Origin of the sequence: Aeromonas sp. S11(2024), from assembly GCF_041402345.1 — a bacterium.
In the GTDB taxonomy this organism is placed as follows: domain Bacteria; phylum Pseudomonadota; class Gammaproteobacteria; order Enterobacterales; family Aeromonadaceae; genus Aeromonas; species Aeromonas veronii.
Genome location: NZ_JBGLRC010000010.1, coordinates 110047 through 130737 on the forward strand (window position 1 = coordinate 110047; position 20691 = coordinate 130737).

The 20691-nt window shown below is 57.0% G+C and carries 19 protein-coding genes and 6 tRNA genes; 17 read left to right on the forward strand and 8 right to left on the reverse strand.

Features of this window, described 5'->3' with window-relative positions:
• The first annotated feature begins 161 nt into the window (after nucleotides 1-161).
• Nucleotides 162-1046 (forward strand): hypothetical protein, encoded by an 885-nt coding sequence (locus tag ACB040_RS10780; protein WP_371154684.1) that lies wholly within the window; start codon nucleotides 162-164, stop codon nucleotides 1044-1046.
• Here ACB040_RS10780 and ACB040_RS10785 read toward each other — a convergent pair.
• Nucleotides 1040-1924: a LysR substrate-binding domain-containing protein gene (locus ACB040_RS10785; protein ID WP_371154682.1), complete on the reverse strand. Its 885-nt coding sequence runs from the start codon at nucleotides 1922-1924 to the stop codon at nucleotides 1040-1042. The genes ACB040_RS10780 and ACB040_RS10785 overlap by 7 nt on opposite strands.
• 134 nt (nucleotides 1925-2058) lie before the next feature.
• Between ACB040_RS10785 and ACB040_RS10790 the strand changes: the two genes are divergently transcribed.
• The 3 genes from ACB040_RS10790 (at nucleotide 2059) to ACB040_RS10800 (ending at nucleotide 4116) form a co-directional block, all read left to right on the forward strand.
• Nucleotides 2059-2460, forward strand: a complete 402-nt coding sequence (locus ACB040_RS10790; protein ID WP_041202734.1) for a CidA/LrgA family protein — start codon at nucleotides 2059-2061, stop codon at nucleotides 2458-2460.
• Nucleotides 2453-3142, forward strand: a complete 690-nt coding sequence (locus ACB040_RS10795) for an LrgB family protein (protein ID WP_005341581.1) — start codon at nucleotides 2453-2455, stop codon at nucleotides 3140-3142. The genes ACB040_RS10790 and ACB040_RS10795 overlap by 8 nt, the downstream gene beginning before the upstream one ends.
• 74 nt (nucleotides 3143-3216) lie before the next feature.
• Nucleotides 3217-4116, forward strand: coding sequence for a hypothetical protein (locus ACB040_RS10800; RefSeq protein WP_338772815.1), 900 nt, complete (start codon nucleotides 3217-3219; stop codon nucleotides 4114-4116).
• Between the two features lie 80 nt (nucleotides 4117-4196).
• On the opposite strand, the gene ACB040_RS10805 is transcribed toward ACB040_RS10800, so the two are convergent.
• From ACB040_RS10805 to ACB040_RS10820, 4 genes are all read right to left on the reverse strand, one after another.
• Nucleotides 4197-4523: a cyclic-phosphate processing receiver domain-containing protein gene (locus tag ACB040_RS10805; protein ID WP_371154680.1), complete on the reverse strand. Its 327-nt coding sequence runs from the start codon at nucleotides 4521-4523 to the stop codon at nucleotides 4197-4199.
• A gap of 85 nt (nucleotides 4524-4608) precedes the next feature.
• Complete coding sequence (locus ACB040_RS10810; protein ID WP_164537808.1) at nucleotides 4609-5106, reverse strand: hypothetical protein; 498 nt, start codon at nucleotides 5104-5106, stop codon at nucleotides 4609-4611.
• Nucleotides 5107-5405: 299 nt separating this feature from the next.
• Nucleotides 5406-5843 carry a hypothetical protein gene (locus ACB040_RS10815; protein ID WP_338772813.1) on the reverse strand — a complete coding sequence of 146 codons (438 nt, stop codon included), beginning with the start codon at nucleotides 5841-5843 and terminating at the stop codon, nucleotides 5406-5408.
• Between the two features lie 42 nt (nucleotides 5844-5885).
• The gene (locus ACB040_RS10820; protein WP_338772811.1) at nucleotides 5886-6743 is read right to left on the reverse strand and encodes a Sir2 family NAD-dependent protein deacetylase; all 858 of its coding nucleotides are present in this window, start codon (nucleotides 6741-6743) and stop codon (nucleotides 5886-5888) included.
• Nucleotides 6744-7369: 626 nt separating this feature from the next.
• Between ACB040_RS10820 and ACB040_RS10825 the strand changes: the two genes are divergently transcribed.
• A complete protein-coding gene (locus ACB040_RS10825) occupies nucleotides 7370-8233 on the forward strand; it encodes a patatin family protein (protein ID WP_338772808.1) in 864 nt (287 codons plus the stop codon).
• Between the two features lie 76 nt (nucleotides 8234-8309).
• Here the strand turns inward: ACB040_RS10825 and mutS are convergent, their stop codons facing one another.
• Nucleotides 8310-10901: a DNA mismatch repair protein MutS gene (mutS, locus tag ACB040_RS10830; protein ID WP_371154676.1), complete on the reverse strand. Its 2592-nt coding sequence runs from the start codon at nucleotides 10899-10901 to the stop codon at nucleotides 8310-8312.
• A 250-nt stretch (nucleotides 10902-11151) separates the two neighbouring features.
• On the opposite strand from mutS, the gene pncC reads away from it, so the two are divergent.
• The 12 genes from pncC (at nucleotide 11152) to ACB040_RS10890 (ending at nucleotide 18683) form a co-directional block, all read left to right on the forward strand.
• Nucleotides 11152-11643 carry a nicotinamide-nucleotide amidase gene (gene pncC, locus ACB040_RS10835; RefSeq protein ID WP_139405125.1) on the forward strand — a complete coding sequence of 164 codons (492 nt, stop codon included), beginning with the start codon at nucleotides 11152-11154 and terminating at the stop codon, nucleotides 11641-11643.
• 80 nt (nucleotides 11644-11723) lie between these two features.
• Complete coding sequence (gene recA, locus ACB040_RS10840) at nucleotides 11724-12788, forward strand: recombinase RecA (RefSeq protein WP_005348744.1); 1065 nt, start codon at nucleotides 11724-11726, stop codon at nucleotides 12786-12788.
• Nucleotides 12789-12832: 44 nt separating this feature from the next.
• Entirely contained in the window at nucleotides 12833-13342 is a 510-nt protein-coding gene (locus ACB040_RS10845; protein WP_371154758.1) for a regulatory protein RecX, read from the forward strand.
• 295 nt (nucleotides 13343-13637) lie between these two features.
• A complete protein-coding gene (alaS, locus tag ACB040_RS10850) occupies nucleotides 13638-16262 on the forward strand; it encodes an alanine--tRNA ligase (protein ID WP_005343004.1) in 2625 nt (874 codons plus the stop codon).
• A gap of 16 nt (nucleotides 16263-16278) precedes the next feature.
• The gene (locus tag ACB040_RS10855) at nucleotides 16279-17517 is read left to right on the forward strand and encodes an aspartate kinase (protein ID WP_005336054.1); all 1239 of its coding nucleotides are present in this window, start codon (nucleotides 16279-16281) and stop codon (nucleotides 17515-17517) included.
• A 103-nt stretch (nucleotides 17518-17620) separates the two neighbouring features.
• Nucleotides 17621-17809: a carbon storage regulator CsrA gene (gene csrA / locus ACB040_RS10860; protein WP_005336053.1), complete on the forward strand. Its 189-nt coding sequence runs from the start codon at nucleotides 17621-17623 to the stop codon at nucleotides 17807-17809.
• 213 nt (nucleotides 17810-18022) lie between these two features.
• A tRNA-Ser gene (locus ACB040_RS10865) sits at nucleotides 18023-18115 on the forward strand.
• A 3-nt stretch (nucleotides 18116-18118) separates the two neighbouring features.
• Nucleotides 18119-18195: transfer RNA gene (locus ACB040_RS10870), tRNA-Arg, on the forward strand.
• A 100-nt stretch (nucleotides 18196-18295) separates the two neighbouring features.
• Nucleotides 18296-18372: transfer RNA gene (locus tag ACB040_RS10875), tRNA-Arg, on the forward strand.
• Nucleotides 18373-18397: 25 nt separating this feature from the next.
• Nucleotides 18398-18474 (forward strand) — tRNA-Arg (locus tag ACB040_RS10880).
• A 27-nt stretch (nucleotides 18475-18501) separates the two neighbouring features.
• Nucleotides 18502-18578 (forward strand) — tRNA-Arg (locus tag ACB040_RS10885).
• 28 nt (nucleotides 18579-18606) lie between these two features.
• Nucleotides 18607-18683 (forward strand) — tRNA-Arg (locus tag ACB040_RS10890).
• A 343-nt stretch (nucleotides 18684-19026) separates the two neighbouring features.
• Here the strand turns inward: ACB040_RS10890 and pbpG are convergent.
• On the reverse strand, nucleotides 19027-19854 hold the full coding sequence (pbpG, locus tag ACB040_RS10895; RefSeq protein ID WP_005348750.1) for a D-alanyl-D-alanine endopeptidase: 828 nt from the start codon (nucleotides 19852-19854) through the stop codon (nucleotides 19027-19029).
• Nucleotides 19855-20013: 159 nt separating this feature from the next.
• On the reverse strand, nucleotides 20014-20679 hold the full coding sequence (locus ACB040_RS10900) for a DedA family protein (RefSeq protein ID WP_005343012.1): 666 nt from the start codon (nucleotides 20677-20679) through the stop codon (nucleotides 20014-20016).
• Between the last annotated feature and the right edge of the window lie 12 nt (nucleotides 20680-20691).

The following is a 20691-nucleotide window of genomic DNA, read 5'->3' on the forward strand; positions in this document are numbered from 1 at the left end:
CTCCGAGCCTGTGGCGGCCCGAGGGCGATGTGACTCGTGAGGATATCTGCCCGCGTCCCCCCTGTTTGTTGTGTTGCTTATCCTCGTCATAGGCCGCGCCAAGGTGGGGCACCCACGCTCAGGGCTACACTGAAAGTAACCCTTCAACCAAGGCGCGGTTTATGTCACCCCTGCATCTGCTGGCTGCCGCTCTGTTCTGCGTGTTGTCGCTGACCGGACAGGCGGCCACCCGGTTTACCTATATCAGCCCGGAGAGCGAGCGGGATCCGCGCACTACTTATGATCGGGAGCTGCTGCGGCTCGCCCTCGACAAGACCCGTGACCAGTTTGGCGACTATCTGCTGGAGCCTGCGCCGCCCATGACCAAGGCGCGCGAGCGGCTCAGCATGCAGCTCGACAGCTATCCCAACCTCTTTGTAATGGACAGCTACAGCAGCACCCGCGAGGAGCTGGGGCTCGCCTATGTCCGTTTTCCCATCCATCTGGGCATCGTCAGCTATCGCATCTGTTTTGTCAGCCCGCAGCACAAGGCGGCGGTGAGCAAAGTGACCGACCTCAAGGGGCTGCGGCAGTTTACCTTTGGTCAGGGCAAGGGGTGGCTGGATGTGGATATCCTGCGTTACGCCGGGATGGAGGTGGTGGAAGTGGAGGGGTACGAAAAGCTGTTCAAGATGGTGGCGCGGGGCCGCTTCGATCTCTTCTGCCGCGGGGTGAGCGAGCTGCGCAGCGAGCAGCTTACCCACAAGGATATGACGGATCTGCTGGTGGATGACGCCTTGTTGATCTACTACCCGCTGCCCCGGGTTTTCTACACCAATCCCAACAATCGCGAGGCACTGCAGCGGGTCGAGCGGGGGTTGCAGCTGGCGTGGCAGGATGGCTCGCTACAGGCTCTGTGGCGCAAGAGCTTTGGCCCGGCCATCGCCTTTGCCAAGCTCTCCCAGCGCCGACTGCTGCGACTGGATAATCCCTTCCTCGACGGGATCAGCTTCGATTACCGCCCCTACTTCTACAATCCGCAGACCAATCGCTTCGGCGATTACTGAGGTGCCTGCCGCTGGCGGCAGAGGGCCAGCCAGGCCTCGGCGGTGCGGGAGAGATAGCGCTCGCTCGGCCAGATCACCCCGAGTCGCCAGCTCAATTCGGGCTCCAGCGGCCGCAGCACCAGACCATCCGGGGTCAGCCGGTGGCAGACCGGCTCCGGCAAGAAGGCGACCCCCATGCCGCTGCGCACCATGGCGGTGAGAAAATCCCACTGGCTGCTGCGCGCCGCCACCTGTGGCACAAAGCCTGCCTCCTGACACGCCTGCTCCAGCCGCTCGCTCAGGGTAAATGCCTGGGTATAGAGCAGGAAGGGCTCCTCCTGCAGGGACTCGAGCCGCAGCGGCGCTTCGCCATGCCAGCGCGGTTGATCTGGCAGCACCACCCGGATCGGGTATTGATCCAGCTCCAGCGCGCTGAGGGCGCCTCCCTCTTTGGTCGGCAGCATGGTGATGGCGAGATCCAGCTCCCCCTCCAGCACCGCCTGTTCGATGCGACGGCCGCCGTACTCCACCAGGGTCAGCTCCGCCTTGGGATAGCGGCTGCGGTAGGCGCGGATCAGGTCCGCATAGACGTGACCCACCATGGGGGGAATGCCGAGGGTGAGGCGACCATGTTGCAGGCTCTGCAGATCCGCCAGTTCGGCCTCCAGCTGTTGCATCTCTGCCAAGATGGTCTGGGCACGGTTGAACAGCACCTGGCCGCTGTCGGTCAGGGTGAAGCGGCGCCCTTCCCGGTTGAGCAGGGGTTGGCCCAGCTCCTCTTCGATATTGCGGATCATCTTGCTGATGGTGGGCTGGGTGACGAACAGCTTTTCAGAGGCGCGGGTGAAGCTTTTTTCCCGCACCAGTTCGACAAAATAGCGCAGGGCGCGAATATCCATGGACTCTCTCGACTCGTGTTGGCGGGTACGGGATGAAGTATGCCTATGCGGCATGAATTTGATAATTTTAATTCATTTCTGGCAGGTTTTGCTCAACTCTATACTGTGAGCCGGTTCACAGAAAGACGATGATCATGAAAGCCCTCTGCTTGCGCTGGTTACAGACTCCCTTCCAGATTGTGTTGCTGGCAGCCATCTGGCTGCTGGCCGATACCGCGGTGCGTACCCTCCATCTGCCGCTGCCCGCCAACCTCACCGGCATGCTGTTGCTGCTGGCCTGCATCCTGCTCGGGGTGGTTAAGGCCGAGTGGTTCAGCGCGGGGGCTCGCTGGCTGCTGGCGGAGATGTTGCTCTTCTTCGTGCCCGCCGTAGTGGCGGTGGTCAACTATCAGGAGCTGCTGCTGCAAGAGGGGTGGCGCATCATGGTGGTGCTGCTGGTGAGCACCACGCTGGTGCTCGGCACTACCGCGCTGGTGGTGGACCGGGTTTACCGCCTCGAACTGAAACTGGCCCGCCGGAGTCGCCGTCATGTCTGATACCCTGCTCGGGCTGATCTGCTTCGCCCTCACCCTGCTCTTCTACTACGCCAGCAAATGGCTCTATGGCAAAAAGCGCATCCTGCCGTTGATGCCGCTGCTGCTGGCGCCGACCCTGCTGGTGGCGGTAGTGCTGCTGTTCCACATCCCCTATCAGGATTACATGGCGGAATCCCACTGGCTGCTCTGGCTGCTGGGCCCCGCCACCGTCGCCTTCGCGGTGCCGGTCTACGAGAACCGCCAGCTCATTCGTCGCCACTGGTTGTCGCTGTCGGTCGGGGTGGTCGCTTCAGTCATTATGGCGGTGGGCAGTACCGTGCTGCTGGCTCGCTGGCTGGATCTCTCCGACATGTTGCAGCGCAGTCTGGCGATGCGCTCCATCACTACGCCGTTTGCGGTGGAGGCGACCCGCGCCATCGGCGGTCAGAGCGATCTCACTGCGCTGTTTGTGGTGCTGACCGGGGTGATTGGTATGGCGGTGGGGGAGAGCGTGCTGACCGTGCTGGCCATTCGCAGTCGCCTCGGCAAGGGGGCGGGCTTTGGCGCCTCGGCCCACGGTGCCGGCACCGCCAGGGCCTATCAGATGGGTAATGAGGAGGGAGTGGTCTCCAGTATGGTGATGATGATCGCCGGTATGGTGACCGTGCTGCTTGCACCCCTGCTGGGCCGGATGTTCTGGTAGGCCTGGCTTCCCTTTAGAAGGCTGCTTGTCCCGGCGCTACACTCTAGTGAGCGTGTATTTCCGGGATGAGCAGTATGACCTTTCATCGCCTCGCTTCCTGTTTGCTGTTGTGCTGCCTCTCTCTCCTTGCCACTCCCCTACGGGCGAGCGATGTCATCACTCATATCAGCCCCGAGAGCGATCGGGACTTGCGTACCCTCTATTTTCGCGATCTGTTGCAGCTGGCGCTGGAGAAGACCCGCGACAGCTTCGGTGACTACGAGCTGCGAACCGCGCCGCCGATGAACCGTATCCGGATGCGACAGATTGTGCAGACTCAGCAATACCCCAATCTGTTTGTGGCCGACAGTCTGCGCCCGGCCGCAGAGAGCGGAGCGCTGGATTACGTCCGTTTTCCGGTGGAGCTGGGCATCCTCGGTTATCGCATCTGTTTTGTCAGTCCGCAGCAGGCCGATGCGGTGGCAAGGGTCAATACCCTGACCGAGCTGCAGCAATTTCTGCATGGGCAGGGACGTGGCTGGCAGGATGTGGAGATCCTGCGTCATGGGGGATTCAAGGTGCAGGAGATCGACGGTTACGAGCGGCTGTTCAAGCTGGTGGCGCGCGGTCGCATCGACCTCTTCTGCCGCGGGGCCAACGAGCTCTTTATCGAGCAGGAGCAGCACAGTGATCTGCCCGGCCTCACCGTGGATCGGCGAGTGGCGCTGCACTATCCCTTCCTCCACCTCTTCTACACCCACAAGGATAATCAGGCCGCCATCCGCCGCCTCTCGGTCGGGCTCAAGCTGGCGTGGCGGGATGGCTCGCTGCAACAGCTCTGGCTGCGCCACTTCAAACCTTCCCTCGATCAGGCACAGCTCCCCAGGCGCCTGTTGTTCGAGTTGGCCAATCCGCGCTTGGATAAGGTGGATTTTGATTATCGGGCCTACCACTACAACCCCGTCGACGGGACGTTCGGGCCCGGGTTGCCTTGAGGCTGGCTTTGATTACTCGAATAATATTGATTATTGCTGAAAATGGTTCATAAAGCATATATAAATTTGGGGAGTTTCCATCACGGATTCGAGAGTTTGATAATATTCCTCACCCCTAACTCCATCTTGATTCGTGCGGACGAATTAGCTGAATGAATGAGGATTTTCGGCGCTTTAAAATCCCGAGTTATGACCGCCTCCTCAATCCAAACTATCACATCATAGCCAGTTCCATGAGTATCATCACCCAGATCGTGATCAAGACTCACAATGGTAACATAATCAGTCATTAGCAATTCTATAACCTCTTCAGGCCAATAAGCTCTCACCCAGCCTGCAGGCGTTATCCGTTCATCGTCTAGGAAAATTTTCATATCTAAATCGATTGTTATGGATAGTGTATTCAAGCAGAATGCACCATCCTTGCATATTATATAAAATGTTAGAAATAAAAGAGAGGCTTTAGATTAGCTTGTTAAAAACTCACATCAACTAGGCTGAATCATTCCCTTGTTTTATAAGCCAGAACTCAGTACTGGTTTCTGGGAGTAAGGACTTCCGTCTGCCAGAGTTGAAAATTCTAAAAATATGCTTGGTGGTTAATGTAGTTATCTTATCGCTATTATATGCAGGCTGATGAGCATAGATAAGTAATGATTCTATTTGGTCTAGCGTATCGCTATCAATTGGCCCATATTTTTTGATGCTGTTTCTATGATTCCAGTCAGTAAACTCATGACAAGAGGCTATAAATACCTTTACCTCTTCTACTTGTGAGGAAAAACGATTATTGTGTTGGCTCATTCGAGTTGCCACACCTTGTAGGGTTTTACCAATATACAAAAGCACATCGCGACCATAACATGGATGGTCACCGTAAATTTGATACAAGCAATGACCATCATGGACCAATTCACTTTTATATTTATGGATGTCATCAAGTTTGTATGGGCCTTCCCAGAATATATCGTAAATCGTATTGTTAGACATCTTAAATTCCTTTTGAGTTATGATTTCGCTATCATAAATGTTATTGAAGACAGTTTCAATCAAACTGAAAGCAGTTTCCCACATTTATTGAATATGTAGCATCGAGTTCTCTTTTGATATCGTTTGGATAGTGTATAGCGCCATACATGACGTTAATTCTCAACTTGAGTTGGTCTAATTAATGAAGAGTATGATGTCGTCTAGTTGGTTATATCAAGTGACTTGAATGAATATGGCGCTACACTCTTGAGTTTAAATGCTGTGGTATTTATATTAAGTGGGGATGGTTTTTCTCATAATTAAAAAAAGAGATTTTCCAAGAAGTCAGGATCATCCTGATGTGCGTTTTTACATGCAACGTTAAAGGGAAGGCAGCATAATGTTGCATCTACATAACGCATTTTTCCATCTGGAGTTTCCATAAAATCGATAAGCTTTTTGCAATTGATGTTATTTTCTGAATATATGACATCGATATATATATGCCCTGTATAAGGTACCACTAAATATCCATCAGATAGCATGTCGGTACATGGCTGCCATTTTATAGATTCTTTATCCAACCATGCAATTATTTCTTTACGAATCGGTAAGTCCTTGGCATTAAAAAATTGGTCGAAGCAACTAATTTCTTCGTCCAATGGTTCTACATTATTAGGGGCGTGAAACCTAATATACAAAACATCCCTTTGCATCTCTCTTGCGATCTTGTCAATGCTATTAATCAAGTAAGGCATGAAGTCCTCATTAAGTAATATGAAATGAATAATGAAAGCGGATTAAGTGGTTAGTAATGATGGAGCATCTAGAAATTTATTGATTTCCTGCAATGCAATAATTGCACGCTCTTTTATAGCGACTCCACCATAAGGAATCGTACAGTCATGCGGATTGATTCGTATTAATTTCATTTGTCTATTTTTAAACTGATTCCTGACTCGAGGAATGGTGACTCCAGCACCTATTTCAATGACTACAATCACTTTTCCTCGATTTCTATTAAGCCATGCTTCATAAAGAGATGCTTGTTCAGTATATATTATGTCGCACCAAGTGCTATCATTGAACATCAATATGTTTGGTCTTGCCAATAAGCCACAATATGGACAGGTTGGTAATATACCGTTAGCAAGTAAAGAATCGCTATCTGTAGTTATGGGTAAATCGGATATATATCTTACATGGTCATTACAGTTTTTCAAACACTGTATGTAATGGATAGAACCATGGCACTCAACTAACCTATTTTTTACAAACCCTGCCTTAATGAAATGGCCATCTACATTAGATGTAAAGACAAAGCCATCTTTCTCTGCTAGCCAGTCTCTCAGGATATCGTATCCTGCATGAGGAGTTGTTTTTTTGTAGAGGTGATAGCGATGTGCATAAAAGCCCCAAGCCAGTCTGGGCTGCTTAATGAATAGTGCAGGATTGGATACATGCCACTGTGAGAAGCCTAATGCTTTAAACTGAGGATAGGCATTATAAAATCCGTGCTCTCCTCTGAAATCAGGTAACCCAGAGTCAACACCAAGACCTGCACCTGCCGTGATCAATAAAGCATCAGCAGAATTTATTAACTTTGCAGCGGCAAGATAGGATTTTTCAGTAGGGATGGATGAGGTATGTAGATACATTGGCATATACTCAATATAAACAGATAGATCCACACCGCTTAAGGCGTGGTACCATCTGCAAATTCGAGTGAGCCAGCACAGATCGTGCTTATTCAGTTGTTCGATGCAGTTGTTTAAACTTAGCATGAATCTTTGCCGTCATGCAACACTAAACATTAAAGTGGTAATACACCATCGGTATCAGTATCGGTTGTGTGTTTTTTGGACATACACTAACTGGAGTTATTGGTTATAAGTTGTTTAATGTTATTTACATATGTGATTGTTTGGTTATTCCTGATTACCCATACATTCCTGCCTGCTTGTGAGCAGGTATGAACAATCAGCGTATCTGAAGCCCCGCCACTGAGGTACTCTAGTCTAGTGATTGGTCTTGCGGCTGGCCTTTTAATCAGACTAATCATGCCAAGTTGGCATGTTTTTTATTATTTAAATTCATTTTTTGAAGGTTGGTGCGCTGCATATACTGGGGGTCGCTTCACGGTTCAGGTTTGCTCCTGCCCGCTTCTGGCTTGCGCGAGTGAGCCTGAATCGTCCTGCTGCGGCGTCTTGATGTTCTGCATGAAGGCGTCCATCACTGGGCCGGGATCGATCCCGGCAGGTATTACAGCTGACGGAGCCTTGTTATGTTTAATCCCCACCCTTGCGCCCTGATTGTCGAAGGGGGCGCGATGCGCGGCATCTTTGCCAGCGGCGTGCTCGATGCCTTTGTCGAAAGTCACCACTACCCGTTCGATTTCGTCATGGGCGTCTCGGCCGGTGCCACCAATCTGGTCTCCTATCTGAGCGAGCAGCCGCGCCGCAGTCGCCACATCATCACCGAGCTGGCTTGCAGCTCCCGGTTTCTCGATCCCCTGCGTTTCGTCAAAGGGGGCGATCTGGTGGACATCGGCTGGCTGTGGCAGGCCAGTCGCCATCACTTCCCGCTCGATCTCGACACTTTCTGCGCCCGCGACATTCCCTTCTACGCGGTGGCGACCGATGTGGCGAGCGGCAAGGCCATCTATCTGCCGGTGCGGCCCGACAACATGGATGAGGTGCTGACCGCTACCTGCGCCCTGCCGGTGGTGCAGCACGATACCCCCTGCGTCGATGGTCGCCCCATGGCCGATGGCGGGATCAGCGACTCCATTCCGGTGATCGAGGCTTATCGTCGCGGGGCGCGGCGGATGACGGTGGTGCTGTCGGATCCCTGGGGATATCGCAAGAAGCCGGCCCGTTTCTGCTGGATGGTCAAAGCCTTGCTGAAAACCCAGCCTGCGCTGGCGCAAGCCATGCTGGAGCGGGATCGTGCCTACAACCGGGCGCTCGATTTCATCGCCAATCCCCCTGCCGATTGCGAGATCGAGGTGATCGCGCCACCAGCCGATTTCATGGTCTCCCGTTTTACCCAGGACCCGGTCAAGCTGGAGTCCGGCTATCTGCAGGGTTACTGGCAGGGGCGCCAGAGTCTGTTGCGGGCCCGTGGAGAGGTGCGGGCGGTGGCCTGACTGGTTTGCCGGGTGCTGAATATAAAAAGGGGAATCTCGCGGTTCCCCCTTTGCATGCTTGCGCGGCAGCAGCTGCTTACAGCATCTGCTTGAGGCGATAGAGCAGGTCGAGGGCCTGACGGGGGGTCAATTCGTCCGGACGCACTGCTTCCAGCTCTTCCACCACCGGATGAGGCTGCGGGGCGAGAGTCACCGGAGCCGGGCGGCTTTCACCTGCGGCGACCGGAGTGGCGCTCTCCAGCTCATGCAGTTTGTGACGGGCCTGCTGGATCACCGATTTCGGCACCCCAGCCAACGCCGCCACTTGCAGGCCGTAGGAGCGGCTGGCCGCCCCTTCCTGTACCGCGTGCATAAAGGCGATGGTGTCGCCGTGCTCCACCGCATCGAGGTGGACGTTGGCCAGCCCGCTCATCAGCTCGGGTAAGCGGGTCAGCTCGAAGTAGTGGGTGGCAAACAGGGTGTAGGCGCCAATCTTGCTCGCCAGCTGTTCGGCACAGGCCCACGCCAGCGAGAGGCCGTCGTAGGTGCTGGTGCCGCGGCCAATCTCGTCCATCAGCACCAGACTGCGGGCGGTGGCGTTGTTGAGGATGTTGGCGGTCTCGGTCATCTCCACCATAAAGGTGGAGCGGCCGGAGGCGAGATCGTCCGATGCCCCGATGCGGGTGAAGATACGGTCGATGGGGCCGATGCGGGCGCTGCCGGCGGGCACGAAGGCGCCGATATGGGCCAGCAGCACGATCAGCGCGGTCTGGCGCATATAGGTGGATTTACCGCCCATGTTGGGACCTGTGATGATCAGCATCCGCCGCTCCCGCTCCAGCCGGATAGGGTTGGCGATAAAGGGATCTGTCATCACCTGCTCCACCACCGGATGGCGGCCCGCCTCGATGATGATCTGATCTTCGTCGATGAGGGTCGGGCAGCGATAGTCGAGGGTCTCGGCCCGCTCGGCCAGGTTGGCCAGCACGTCCAGCTCCGCCAGCGCGGCGGCGGAATCCTGTAGATCGCCGAGGTGGGGCAGCAGGGCATCGAGCAGCTCTTCGTAGAGCCGTTTCTCCAGCGCCAGCGCCTGGGACTGGGCGGTGAGAACCTTGTCCTCGTACTTCTTCAGCTCATCGATGATGTAGCGTTCGTTGTTCTTGAGGGTCTGGCGGCGGATGTAGTGGGCCGGCACCAGATGGCTGTTGGCGCGGCTCACCTCTATATAGAAGCCGTGCACCTTGTTGTAACCCACCTTGAGAGTGTTGATGCCGGTCAGCAGTTTTTCCCGCTCTTCGATGCGGGCGAGGCTGGCGGTGGCACCGTTGGCCAGATCCCGTAGCTCGTCCAGCTCCTGATTGAAGCCGTCACGGATCACGCCACCATCGCGGATCAGCACCGGCGGCACTTCCATCACCGCACGTTCCAGCAGGTCGAGCAGCTCGGGGAAGGTGCTGGCACGCTCGGCCAGTTGTTGCACCGCTTCGTGCTCGTTGTCCGCCAGCAGGCGCTGCAACTCGGGTAACTGGGCGAAGGCCTGACGCAGGCGGGTGAGGTCGCGCGGGCGGGCCGAGCGCAGGGCCAGACGAGCCAGCACCCGCTCCACATCCCCCACCTGACGCAGCAGGTTGCCCAGCTCGTCATAGAGGTTCTGCTCAATGAGCTCCTTGATGGTGCTCTGGCGACCTTTCAGGATCACCCGATCGCGGATCGGCTGGTGGATCCAGCGCTTGAGCAGGCGGCTGCCCATGGGAGTGGCGGTGCGATCCAGCACCTCGGCCAGGGTATTTTCATAGCCACCGGCCAGATTCTGGGTCAGCTCCAGATTGCGGCGGGTAGCGGCATCCATGATGACCGCATGATCTGGCTGCTCGAGGCGTACGTTGCGGATGTGGGGCAGGGCGGTGCGCTGGGTATCTTTGACGTACTGCATCAGACAACCAGCGGCGCACAGGGCGGTCTCGCTCTTGTCGACACCAAAGCCCACCAGATCCTGGGTGCCGAATTGCTGGCAGAGCAGCTTGCGGGCGGTGCCCAGCTCAAACTCCCACTCCGGGCGGCGACGCAGGCCGCGGCGACCCTCTATATGGTGCAGGAATTCGAAGGATTCCGGGTAGAGCAGCTCGGCCGGATTGGTGCGCTGCAGCTCTGCCAGCAGGGTCTCTTCTTTCTCGAACTGGTTGATGAAGAAGCGGCCGGAGCCGATGTCCATGGTGCCATAGCCGAAGCGGCGGCCATCGTGGTAGACGGCTGCGATCAGGTTGTCCTGTCGCTCGCTGAGCAGCGCCTCGTCGGAGACGGTGCCCGGGGTGATGATGCGAATAACCTTGCGCTCCACCGGCCCCTTGCTGGTGGCGGGATCCCCCACCTGTTCGCAGATGGCGGCGGATTCGCCGAGCTGCACCAGCTTGGCCAGATACCCTTCGATAGCGTGATAGGGCACCCCCGCCATTGGGATGGGGCTGCCAGCCGACTGGCCGCGCTTGGTCAGGGAGATATCGAGCAGTTGGGAGGCCTTGCGGGCATCGTCATAGAACAGCTCGTAGAAGTCGCCCATCCGGTAGAACAGCAGGATCTCCGGGTTCTCGGCCTTGAGGCCAAGGTACTGCTGCATCATGGGGGTGTGGGCGCTCAGATTGGCGCCGGGAGCGGAGCTTGTGGCGCCGCTGGCTTGGTGTTGTGCGGTCATGTTCTGTTCCAGAAGGGGCCTCTGCGGGCCAGTGTCTGCGGTGATGAGCCTTGCGCTTGATGGCGCCATTCTACACATAAGCGCCGCGACGGGGGAGCGGGTGTTCCGGGCGCGGTTGTTCTGCACTATTGAAGGCATGACACAGGTGCGGCACCTCACATTGCGGCAGGCAAGGGCGGTCTGCCGTGGTTGCGGGCGGCGCTAGCGGGATCGCATAATGTGCCTCTTGAGCGGATCAGAAGGAGTCGTGATGAAACTGGATGCAGAGATAGAGCACCTTGCCATCGAGCTGGGACGGGCCCTTGGCCAGCGGGGCTGGCTGGCGGCGACCGCCGAATCCTGTACCGGCGGCGGGGTGGCTACGGCTATTACCGACATCGCGGGTAGCTCCGGCTGGTTCGATCGCGGATTTGTCACCTACACCAACGAGGCCAAGCAGCAAATGTTGGGGGTGAGCAGCGATAGCCTTGAACAGCATGGTGCGGTGAGCGAAGCCGTGGTGCTGGAGATGGCCCGCGGCGCGCTGGCGCACTCGTCTGCCTCCATCAGCGTTGCTATCAGTGGCATCGCCGGCCCCGGCGGCGCCACCGAGGGCAAGCCGGTCGGCACCGTCTGGTTCGCCTGGGCCGACCGCAACGGTCGTCACCACTCCCTGCTGGCCCGCTTCGACGGAGATCGCCGACAGGTACGCCAGCAGGCGGTGAGACAGGCCTTGTCGGGTCTGTTGGCCCTGCTCAGATAAATTGGGCTTGATACTGTATGAATAGACAGTATACTTAGTCCAACTTCACTTCTTACTCACGATTTCCAGCGGAGATTGGCATGGATCAGAACAAACAGAAGGCACTGGCGGCTGCGCTGGGTCAGATTGAAAAGCAGTTCGGCAAAGGTTCCATCATGCGTCTGGGCGACAGCAAGACCATGGATATCGAAGCCATCTCTACCGGTTCCCTCTCGCTGGACGTGGCGCTGGGCATTGGCGGTCTGCCGTGTGGCCGTATCGTCGAGATCTACGGCCCGGAATCTTCCGGTAAAACCACCCTCACCCTGCAGGTGATTGCGGAAGCCCAGAAGAAAGGCAAAACCTGTGCCTTCGTCGATGCGGAGCACGCGCTTGATCCTATTTATGCTGCCAAGCTGGGTGTCAACGTCGACGACCTGCTCATCTCTCAACCGGATACCGGTGAACAGGCGCTGGAGATCTGCGACATGCTGGTTCGCTCCAACGCGGTTGACGTCATCATCGTCGACTCCGTGGCGGCCCTGACGCCGAAAGCGGAAATCGAAGGGGAGATGGGTGATTCCCACGTTGGTCTGCAGGCTCGTCTGATGTCCCAGGCGCTGCGCAAACTGACCGCCAACATCAAGAACGCCAACTGCCTGTGTATCTTCATCAACCAGATCCGGATGAAGATTGGCGTTATGTTTGGTAGCCCGGAGACCACTACCGGTGGTAACGCGCTCAAGTTCTACGCCTCCGTGCGTCTGGATATCCGTCGTATCGGCGCCATCAAGGAAGGCGACGAAGTGGTCGGTAACGAGACCCGCGTCAAAGTGGTCAAGAACAAGGTGGCCCCGCCCTTCAAGCAGGCCGAATTCCAGATCTTCTACGGCGCCGGTATCTCCAAAGAGGGCGAGCTGGTGGATCTCGGCGTCAAGCACAAGCTGATCGACAAGGCCGGTGCCTGGTACAGCTACAACGGTGAGAAGATCGGTCAGGGCAAGGCCAACGTGATGAAGCTGTTCGCCGAGAACAAGGTGATGGCTGGCGAAGTGGAAGCCCGCTTGCGCGAGCTGCTGCTCTCCGGTGCCGTGCCAGTCGACGACAAGGCTGCACCGGTTGAGGCAGACGAGTTCGATGCCGAAAGCGAACAAGAGTTCGAATAAGGAACAAAGGAAGGCCGGGTATCTACCCGGCCTTGTTATTTATGATGGTAGATGAATCCGTTACCGAACCGGTCGAGCCTGCCAAACCGACCTTTGCAGAGCAGCTGGTCGCTGCCCGTGCTTATGCCATGCGCAGTCTGGCCCGCCGCGAGAGTGCCGAGTCAGAGCTGGCCAACCGGCTGCGCCAGCAGGGCTTCAATGAAGAGGTGATCGAGGCGGTGGTCGACTACTGCCGCGGTTACAACTGGGTCAATGACGAACGTTACGGCGGTATGGCTGTACGTGCCGGTGCCGCCAAGGGCCATGGCCCCATCAAGATCCGTTTCGACCTGCGCCGCAAGGGGCTCGACGATATTCAGATTGATGCCGCATTCGATCAGCCGGAGCTGGACTGGTTCGAACTGGCGTTTGCCCTGCTCGAACGGCGCGCCCGGGTGGCCGATCTGGCGGATTTCAAGCTGCGGATGAAGTGGCTCAAGTATCTGCTGGGGCGCGGCTTTACCCAGGATCAGGCCCGTTATGCCATCTCGGCCCTGCAGGAGCGGGAGGAGTAACGCCACTGCGTGGCAAACGTCGTTTCACCTCTCCTGGTGGCAGGTTTTTCCTGTCCGTACAGTAGCTTGCGTGCACAATCCCGAAAAAGCGGCCTTTTGTTCATCTCATCTCTCTTTATGCGCTGCTTTTTTGCCTCTCGACAGTGGAAAAAGCCACTGTAGGCGGTGCCGCTCTTTTCTGGCCCATTTATGTGCGCTTTTTCGCCCGTGGCGGCCCTGTCCGTTTTACTTTACCCCGCAGAAAACTTACATTAATGCGGTTAAAAGTCCGTATTCGAATCAAGCAGGATTTTCCATGTATATGTCCACGTCAGAGATTCGCGCTGCGTTTCTCGAGTATTTCCGTTCCCAGGGGCACCAGGTTGTCTCCTCCAGCTCGCTGGTACCGCATAACGACCCGACCCTGTTGTTTACCAACGCGGGTATGAACCAGTTCAAGGACGTGTTCCTTGGCGCAGACAAGCGTGCCTACAATCGCGCGACGACTTCCCAGCGTTGCGTGCGTGCCGGTGGTAAGCACAACGATCTGGAAAACGTCGGCTATACCGCTCGTCACCACACCTTCTTCGAAATGCTGGGCAACTTCAGCTTCGGTGACTACTTCAAACAGGATGCCATCAAGTTTGCATGGGGCTTCCTGACCGAGGTGCTGCAGCTGCCGAAAGATCGCCTGCTGGTGACCGTCTACGCGACTGACGATGAAGCTTTCGATATCTGGGAAAAAGAGGTTGGTGTCCCGGCCGATCGCATCGTGCGCATCGGTGACAACAAGGGTGCCCCTTACGCTTCCGACAACTTCTGGGCGATGGGCGATACCGGCCCGTGCGGTCCCTGCACCGAGATCTTCTATGACCACGGCGATCACATCTGGGGTGGCCGTCCCGGCTCACCGGAAGAGGATGGCGACCGTTTCATCGAGATCTGGAACGTGGTGTTCATGCAGTTCAACCGTCAGGCTGACGGCACCATGGAGCCGCTGCCCCGTCCGTCCGTGGATACCGGCATGGGTCTGGAGCGTATCTCCGCCATCATGCAGGGTGTGCACTCCAACTACGAAATCGACATCTTCCAGGCGCTGATCAAGAAAGCGGCCGAGATTGTCGGCACCACCGATCTGAGCAACCAGTCCCTGCGCGTCATCGCTGACCACATCCGCTCCTGCGCCTTCCTGGTGGCAGATGGCGTGATGCCGTCCAACGAAGGTCGTGGCTATGTGCTGCGTCGCATCATCCGCCGCGCCGTGCGTCACGGTCGCAAGCTGGGCGCGACCGATGTCTTCTTCTACAAACTGGCTGCCGAGCTGGCAGTACAGATGAAGGATGTCGCTGCCGAGCTGATCGCCCAGCTGCCGCTGGTCGAGCGAGTGCTGCGCATCGAAGAGGAGCAGTTTGTCCGCACCTTGGATCGCGGTCTGCTGCTGCTGGAAGACGCTCTGGCCAACCTGGGCGATGCCAAGGTTATTCCGGGCGAAGTGGTGTTCAAGCTCTATGACACTTACGGCTTCCCGGCCGACCTGACTGCCGACGTGGTGCGCGAGCGCGAGATCGGTATCGACGAAGAGGGCTTCAAGGCCGAGATGGAGAAGCAGCGTGCTCGCGCCAAAGAGGCCTCCAGCTTCGGCGTGAACTACAACGAGATGCTCAAGCTCGACTTCGAGACCCCCTTCACCGGTTACAAGACCTTGACCGAGCGTACCCGCGTGGTTGGTATCTACAAGGGTGTGGAAGAGGTGAGCGGTCTTATCGCCGGTGACGAAGCGGTCATCGTGCTGGAAGAGACCCCCTTCTACGCCGAGTCCGGCGGCCAGATCGGCGACAGCGGTACCCTGAAAGTGGACGACGGCATCTTTGCCGTGACCGACACCCTGAAAGCGGGCAAGGCGATCATCCACAAGGGCTACATGGAGCTGGGCACCCTGGAGAAGGGCGCCGAAGTGGAAGCCGTGGTTGATGGCGATCGTCGTCAGGCCATCGCCCTGAACCACTCCGTGACTCACCTGCTGCACGCTGCCCTGCGTCAGGCACTGGGCGAGCATGTCACCCAGAAAGGTTCTCTGGTTGGGGCCGAGCGCATGCGTTTCGACTTCTCCCACTTCGAGGGGCTGACCATGGCGACCATTCGCCGGGTCGAGGAGCTGGTCAACAACCAGATCCGCGCCAACCACGAAATCACCACCCAGCTGATGGATCTGGAAGCGGCCAAGTCCGCCGGTGCCATGGCGCTGTTTGGTGAAAAATATGAAGACGACGTGCGTGTGGTGCGCATGGGCGACTACTCCACCGAGCTGTGCGGCGGTACTCACGCCAAGCGCACCGGTGATATCGGCTTCTTCAAGATCATCGCCGAGAGCGGCATCGCAGCTGGCGTGCGCCGTATCGAAGCGGTGACCGGCAAAGCGGCCATCGACTTCATGCATCAGGTTGGCGAGCAGATCGAAGAGGCTGCCGCCCTGGTGAAAGGTGACCAGTTCTGCATCGCCGACAAGGTTCGCCAGATGCTGGACAAGGCCAAGATGATGGAGCGCGAGCTGGAGCAGCTTAAGGCCAAGCTGGCCGCTCAGGCTGGTAACGATCTGCTGGGTCAGGTGATCGAGATCAACGGTCAGAAGGTGCTGGTTGCAGCGCTGGAAGGGGCCGATCCGAAATCCCTGCGTGGCATGCTGGACGAGCTGAAGAACCAGATGAAGTCCGGTGTTGTGCTGCTGGCAACCTGTGCCGATGGCAAGGTCAACCTGATCGCGGGCGTCACCAACGACCTGACCGGCAAGGTCAAGGCCGGTGAGCTGGTCAATCTGGTTGCCCAACAGGTGGGTGGCAAGGGCGGTGGCCGTCCGGACATGGCACAGGCGGGTGGTACCCAGCCTGAAGCGGTGCCGGCAGCGCTGCAATCCGTTCACTCCTGGCTGGAAGAGCGCCTGTAATCGGGCGAGGTGATCTGTGGCACTCTATGTACAGAAGTACGGCGGCACCTCGGTCGGCACACTGGAGCGGATCGAGGCGGTAGCTGAGCGGGTCGAGCAGACCCGCGCCCAGGGACACGACGTGGTGGTGGTTGTCTCCGCCATGTCGGGCGAAACCAACCGGCTGCTGGGCATGGCCCAGCAACTGGATCCTGATGCCAACCGGCGGGAGATGGATGTACTGGTCTCCACCGGTGAGCAGGTCACCATAGCGCTGCTGGCGATCGCGTTGAACAAACGCGGTTGTCCTGCGGTCTCAATGACCGGTGATCAGGTACGGATTCACACCGATTCCGCCTATGGCAAGGCGCGCATCACCCACATCGACACCGAGCTGGTTCATGCCGAACTGGCTGCTGGCAAGGTGGTGGTGATCGCCGGTTTCCAGGGCCGTGACGAGCATAACGCCATCACGACGCTGGGCCGCGGCGGTTCGGATACCACGGCGGTTGCCGTGGCGGCGGCCATCAAGGCCGATGAGTGCCAGATCTTTACCGATGTGGATGGGGTATACACCACGGATCCGCGCATCGAGCCCAAGGCGCGTCGTCTCGACACCATCACCTTCGAGGAGATGCTGGAGATGGCCAGTCTCGGCGCCAAGGTGTTGCAGATCCGCTCGGTGGAGTTTGCGGGCAAGTACCGCGTCCCGCTGCGGGTGCTGTCGAGCTTTATCGATGGAGAGGGAACCTTAATCACATATGGAGGTGATAGGATGGAAGCTCCCCTGGTATCCGGGATCGCTTTTAACCGCAACGAGGCCAGCCTGACCATTCTGGGTGTGCCGGACCGACCAACCGTGGCTGCGCAGATCCTGAATCCGATCAGCGACGCCAACATTGATGTCGACATGATTGTGCAGAACACCCTGGGAGATGGCACCGCCGACTTCACCTTCACGGTGAATCGTGACGACTATCGCCGTGCCCGGGCACTGCTGGAGGAGACCGCCACCGAACTTGGCGCCTCCTGCGTGCAGGGAAATGGCGAAATTGCCAAGGTTTCCATTGTCGGTGTCGGCATGTGGAACCATCCCGGTGTTGCGCGCACCATGTTCAAGGTATTGGGCGAGGAGGGGATCAACATGCAGTTGATCTCGACCTCTGAAATCAAAATCTCTGTGGTGATTGACGAGAAGTATCTGGAGCTGGCGGTGCGAGCCCTGCACGCGGCTTTCGGGTTGGATCAGGCACCGCAAGAGCAGCCCTTGGGCTAACAATCTCTGATTGATTTAGTTTCAACCATTTACCATATCGGTATCTTTGTTAGATAATGTCGCATATCGATATAAAAACAAAACAGGATACAGGAGCAAGCGAATGCTTATTTTGACTCGTCGTGTTGGGGAAACCCTGATGATTGGTGATGAAGTGACTGTCACCGTACTGGGCGTTAAAGGCAACCAGGTCCGTATCGGTGTTAACGCACCGAAAGAGGTCTCCGTACACCGCGAAGAGATCTACCAGCGCATCCAGGCCGAGAAAGTTCCGGGCCAACCGGGCTTCTAAGCCACTTTCATGGCTGTGACAAGGCGACACCTCATGTGTCGCCTTTTGTTTTTCCGGCCCCCTGAAATCGCCCTGCAGGGCGCGAAACTGCGGGATAAGTGCCGATATTGTTTGAATATTCCACGCTTTGACCAAATGCTGAGCGAACGCACTTTTTTCTCCAAAAAAGTGTTTGACTAAAAATCCCTGTGAAGTATTATCAGCCCCGCAAACGGAGAGGTGGCCGAGAGGCTGAAGGCGCTCCCCTGCTAAGGGAGTATGCGGCTTATACCCGCATCGGGGGTTCGAATCCCCCCTTCTCCGCCATTTGCGCCCGTAGCTCAGCTGGATAGAGTACCTGGCTACGAACCAGGTGGTCAGAGGTTCGAATCCTCTCGGGCGCACCATATTACGACTCAAGCAAGAGTCATGTGTTGACCATCAGCAAGTCGACACTTTGGAAAAGGCTTACTGATAAGTAAGCTTTTTTTATCGTTTTAAAACAGGGCGCCCGTAGCTCAGCTGGATAGAGTACCTGGCTACGAACCAGGTGGTCAGAGGTTCGAATCCTCTCGGGCGCACCATTTAAAACGACACAACGATTTATGAGCGCCCGTAGCTCAGCTGGATAGAGTACCTGGCTACGAACCAGGTGGTCAGAGGTTCGAATCCTCTCGGGCGCACCATTTTTCAAGCAATACCAAAGTTTGTGAGCGCCCGTAGCTCAGCTGGATAGAGTACCTGGCTACGAACCAGGTGGTCAGAGGTTCGAATCCTCTCGGGCGCACCATATTTCAAGCAGTACCAAAAGTTTATGAGCGCCCGTAGCTCAGCTGGATAGAGTACCTGGCTACGAACCAGGTGGTCAGAGGTTCGAATCCTCTCGGGCGCACCATACAGACAGCCTCGACTTCGGTCGGGGCTGTTTTTTTATGGGCGATATTTAGCTTTTGGTGCGGATCCCCGTGCGCTGTTGCGGGTGGATCGCCCGTTTACCTGGCTGTTCTTGTCCTCATTTCTTCCCCTTTCTGTGATGGCGCACAGTTCTTCTGATCGTTGCACCGCATCACCACCCTTTGCCTCATCTATAGGCGCCCTGTATGCCTGCTGTTGCAACGGCAGATGCCGCGCAGCTTATCACTCAAGGTTCGCTCATCTACATCCTGCAAGGCCTGCAGAGGCGTTTTGCGGGCAATAAAAAAGGATGCCGCAGCATCCTTTTGTGTTGAGATATTGACTCAGCTTTTCAGCCATTTGCGAATGCGGTTGGCATCGCCGATGGGGGTGCGTTTGCCCACCGAGTTGAGCAGCACGATGGCGAGCTCGCGGCTGTCCGGTTTGGCGCGCATCACCAGACAGCGACCCGCTTCGTCAGTGAAGCCGGTCTTGGAGAGGCGCACGTCCCAATCCGGGTTTTTCACCAGCGGGTTGGTGTTGTTGAACATCAGGCTGTAGGCGGGGGCGCTGAAGCGCATCTCCCGGTTCTCATCCTGAGTGAACTGACGGATCAGCGGCTGACGGTAGGCGGCGGCGGCCAGCTTGCCGAGATCCTGGGCGGTAGAGACGTTGCGGGTGGAGAGGCCGGTGGAGTCGTAGAAGTGGGTATTTCGCATACCCAGCTGTCTGGCCTTGTTGTTCATGGCTCGCACGAAGGCGCTGCGACCGCCCGGATAGTGACGCGCCAGTGCCGAGGCCATCCGGTTTTCGGAGGACATCAGCGCCAGATGCAGGGCGTCGCGGCGGGTCACCTTGGTGCCCATGCGGATGCGGGAGTGGGTGTGTTTGACCCGATCCAGATCGTTCTTGTCGACCGTGATGGTCTGGTTGAGATTCTGTTTGGCATCAAGCACCACCAGCGCTGTCATCAGCTTGGTGAGAGAGGCGATGGGACGCACCTTGGTGGCATTCTTCTGGTAGAGCGTCTTGCCCGTTTTTACATCCACGACCAGGGCGCTGCTTGAGCGTACTTCCAGTTTGGCAGGGTTGGGTGCCGCGCTGACCGCAGGCAATCCCAACATTCCCATCAACCCGACAACCAGCGCTGCTGCGCGAATCCGACACCACATACAACCGACTCCATTCCCATCCAAAAAAAGGCGCTAGATTCACTCATTTTTACCCCGGCTTTACAAGGGCCGAGCGGGACTATTTCTGCTATTTGCGCAAAATTGGCGATCAAAAAAGCCCTCTGGCGAGGGCTTTCGGGTCGGGCGTTGGGCGAAGGGTCAATCCCGCGGCTGCGCGGCCCTGCGTTTGCTGATCCAGCGCCAGACCAGCGCCACCATGCCACCCACCAGCAGGGCCACCGGCAGATAGATGATGATGTTGAAGAACTGGGTCTGGTATTCGGCGGCCAGCTTGGTGTGGCTCAGGTAGTAGCCAAACCCTACCAGCGGGCAGATCCACATGATGGAGCTGATCAGATTGACGATGAGAAAGCGCCCCTGGGGCAGCTCGGTGGCACCGACGATGTAGGGGTAGGCGGTGCGCACGAAGGCGATATAGCGCGCGGTGATCAGGGTGATGATCCCGTACTTGTCCAGCAGGTGGTAGACCTTCTGCTGGTGTCGCTCTTCCACATGGGACATCAGCCGATGGTAGAGCTGGGTGTGGCCGAGGAAGCGCCCCTGCATGTAACCGAGCCAGGTGCCGACAAAGGTAGCCATGATCAACAGCGGGATCACCCCGAGAGACAATACATCCTGATAGATGAGCACGCCGGTGAGGATCAGCAGGCTGTCACCGGGCAGAAAGGCGGTAGGGATGAATCCGTTTTCCAGTACCAGAAACGTCAGAATCACACCACAGATCATGAAGGCCATCTTGGGATCGGAAAGTGTGTTCAGATCGTGATTCATAAAGGCGTGAGCCAGTTGGTAAAACTGCTCCATACTTGCAAACTC

Excerpts from the sequence above, each read along its gene's own strand:
- recA (WP_005348744.1), top strand. The coding sequence starts at position 11,724 with ATGGATCAGAACAAACAGAAGGCACTGGCGGCTGCGCTGGGTCAGATT.
- ACB040_RS10780 (WP_371154684.1), top strand. The coding sequence starts at position 162 with ATGTCACCCCTGCATCTGCTGGCTGCCGCTCTGTTCTGCGTGTTGTCG.
- mutS (WP_371154676.1), bottom strand. The coding sequence starts at position 10,901 with ATGACCGCACAACACCAAGCCAGCGGCGCCACAAGCTCCGCTCCCGGC.
- alaS (WP_005343004.1), top strand. The coding sequence starts at position 13,638 with ATGTATATGTCCACGTCAGAGATTCGCGCTGCGTTTCTCGAGTATTTC.
- pncC (WP_139405125.1), top strand. The coding sequence starts at position 11,152 with ATGAAACTGGATGCAGAGATAGAGCACCTTGCCATCGAGCTGGGACGG.
- ACB040_RS10845 (WP_371154758.1), top strand. The coding sequence starts at position 12,833 with ATGGTAGATGAATCCGTTACCGAACCGGTCGAGCCTGCCAAACCGACC.
- ACB040_RS10785 (WP_371154682.1), bottom strand. The coding sequence starts at position 1,924 with ATGGATATTCGCGCCCTGCGCTATTTTGTCGAACTGGTGCGGGAAAAA.
- ACB040_RS10810 (WP_164537808.1), bottom strand. The coding sequence starts at position 5,106 with ATGTCTAACAATACGATTTACGATATATTCTGGGAAGGCCCATACAAA.
- ACB040_RS10790 (WP_041202734.1), top strand. The coding sequence starts at position 2,059 with ATGAAAGCCCTCTGCTTGCGCTGGTTACAGACTCCCTTCCAGATTGTG.
- ACB040_RS10815 (WP_338772813.1), bottom strand. The coding sequence starts at position 5,843 with ATGCCTTACTTGATTAATAGCATTGACAAGATCGCAAGAGAGATGCAA.
- ACB040_RS10825 (WP_338772808.1), top strand. The coding sequence starts at position 7,370 with ATGTTTAATCCCCACCCTTGCGCCCTGATTGTCGAAGGGGGCGCGATG.
- ACB040_RS10900 (WP_005343012.1), bottom strand. The coding sequence starts at position 20,679 with ATGGAGCAGTTTTACCAACTGGCTCACGCCTTTATGAATCACGATCTG.
- pbpG (WP_005348750.1), bottom strand. The coding sequence starts at position 19,854 with ATGTGGTGTCGGATTCGCGCAGCAGCGCTGGTTGTCGGGTTGATGGGA.
- ACB040_RS10795 (WP_005341581.1), top strand. The coding sequence starts at position 2,453 with ATGTCTGATACCCTGCTCGGGCTGATCTGCTTCGCCCTCACCCTGCTC.
- ACB040_RS10800 (WP_338772815.1), top strand. The coding sequence starts at position 3,217 with ATGACCTTTCATCGCCTCGCTTCCTGTTTGCTGTTGTGCTGCCTCTCT.
- csrA (WP_005336053.1), top strand. The coding sequence starts at position 17,621 with ATGCTTATTTTGACTCGTCGTGTTGGGGAAACCCTGATGATTGGTGAT.
- ACB040_RS10820 (WP_338772811.1), bottom strand. The coding sequence starts at position 6,743 with ATGTATCTACATACCTCATCCATCCCTACTGAAAAATCCTATCTTGCC.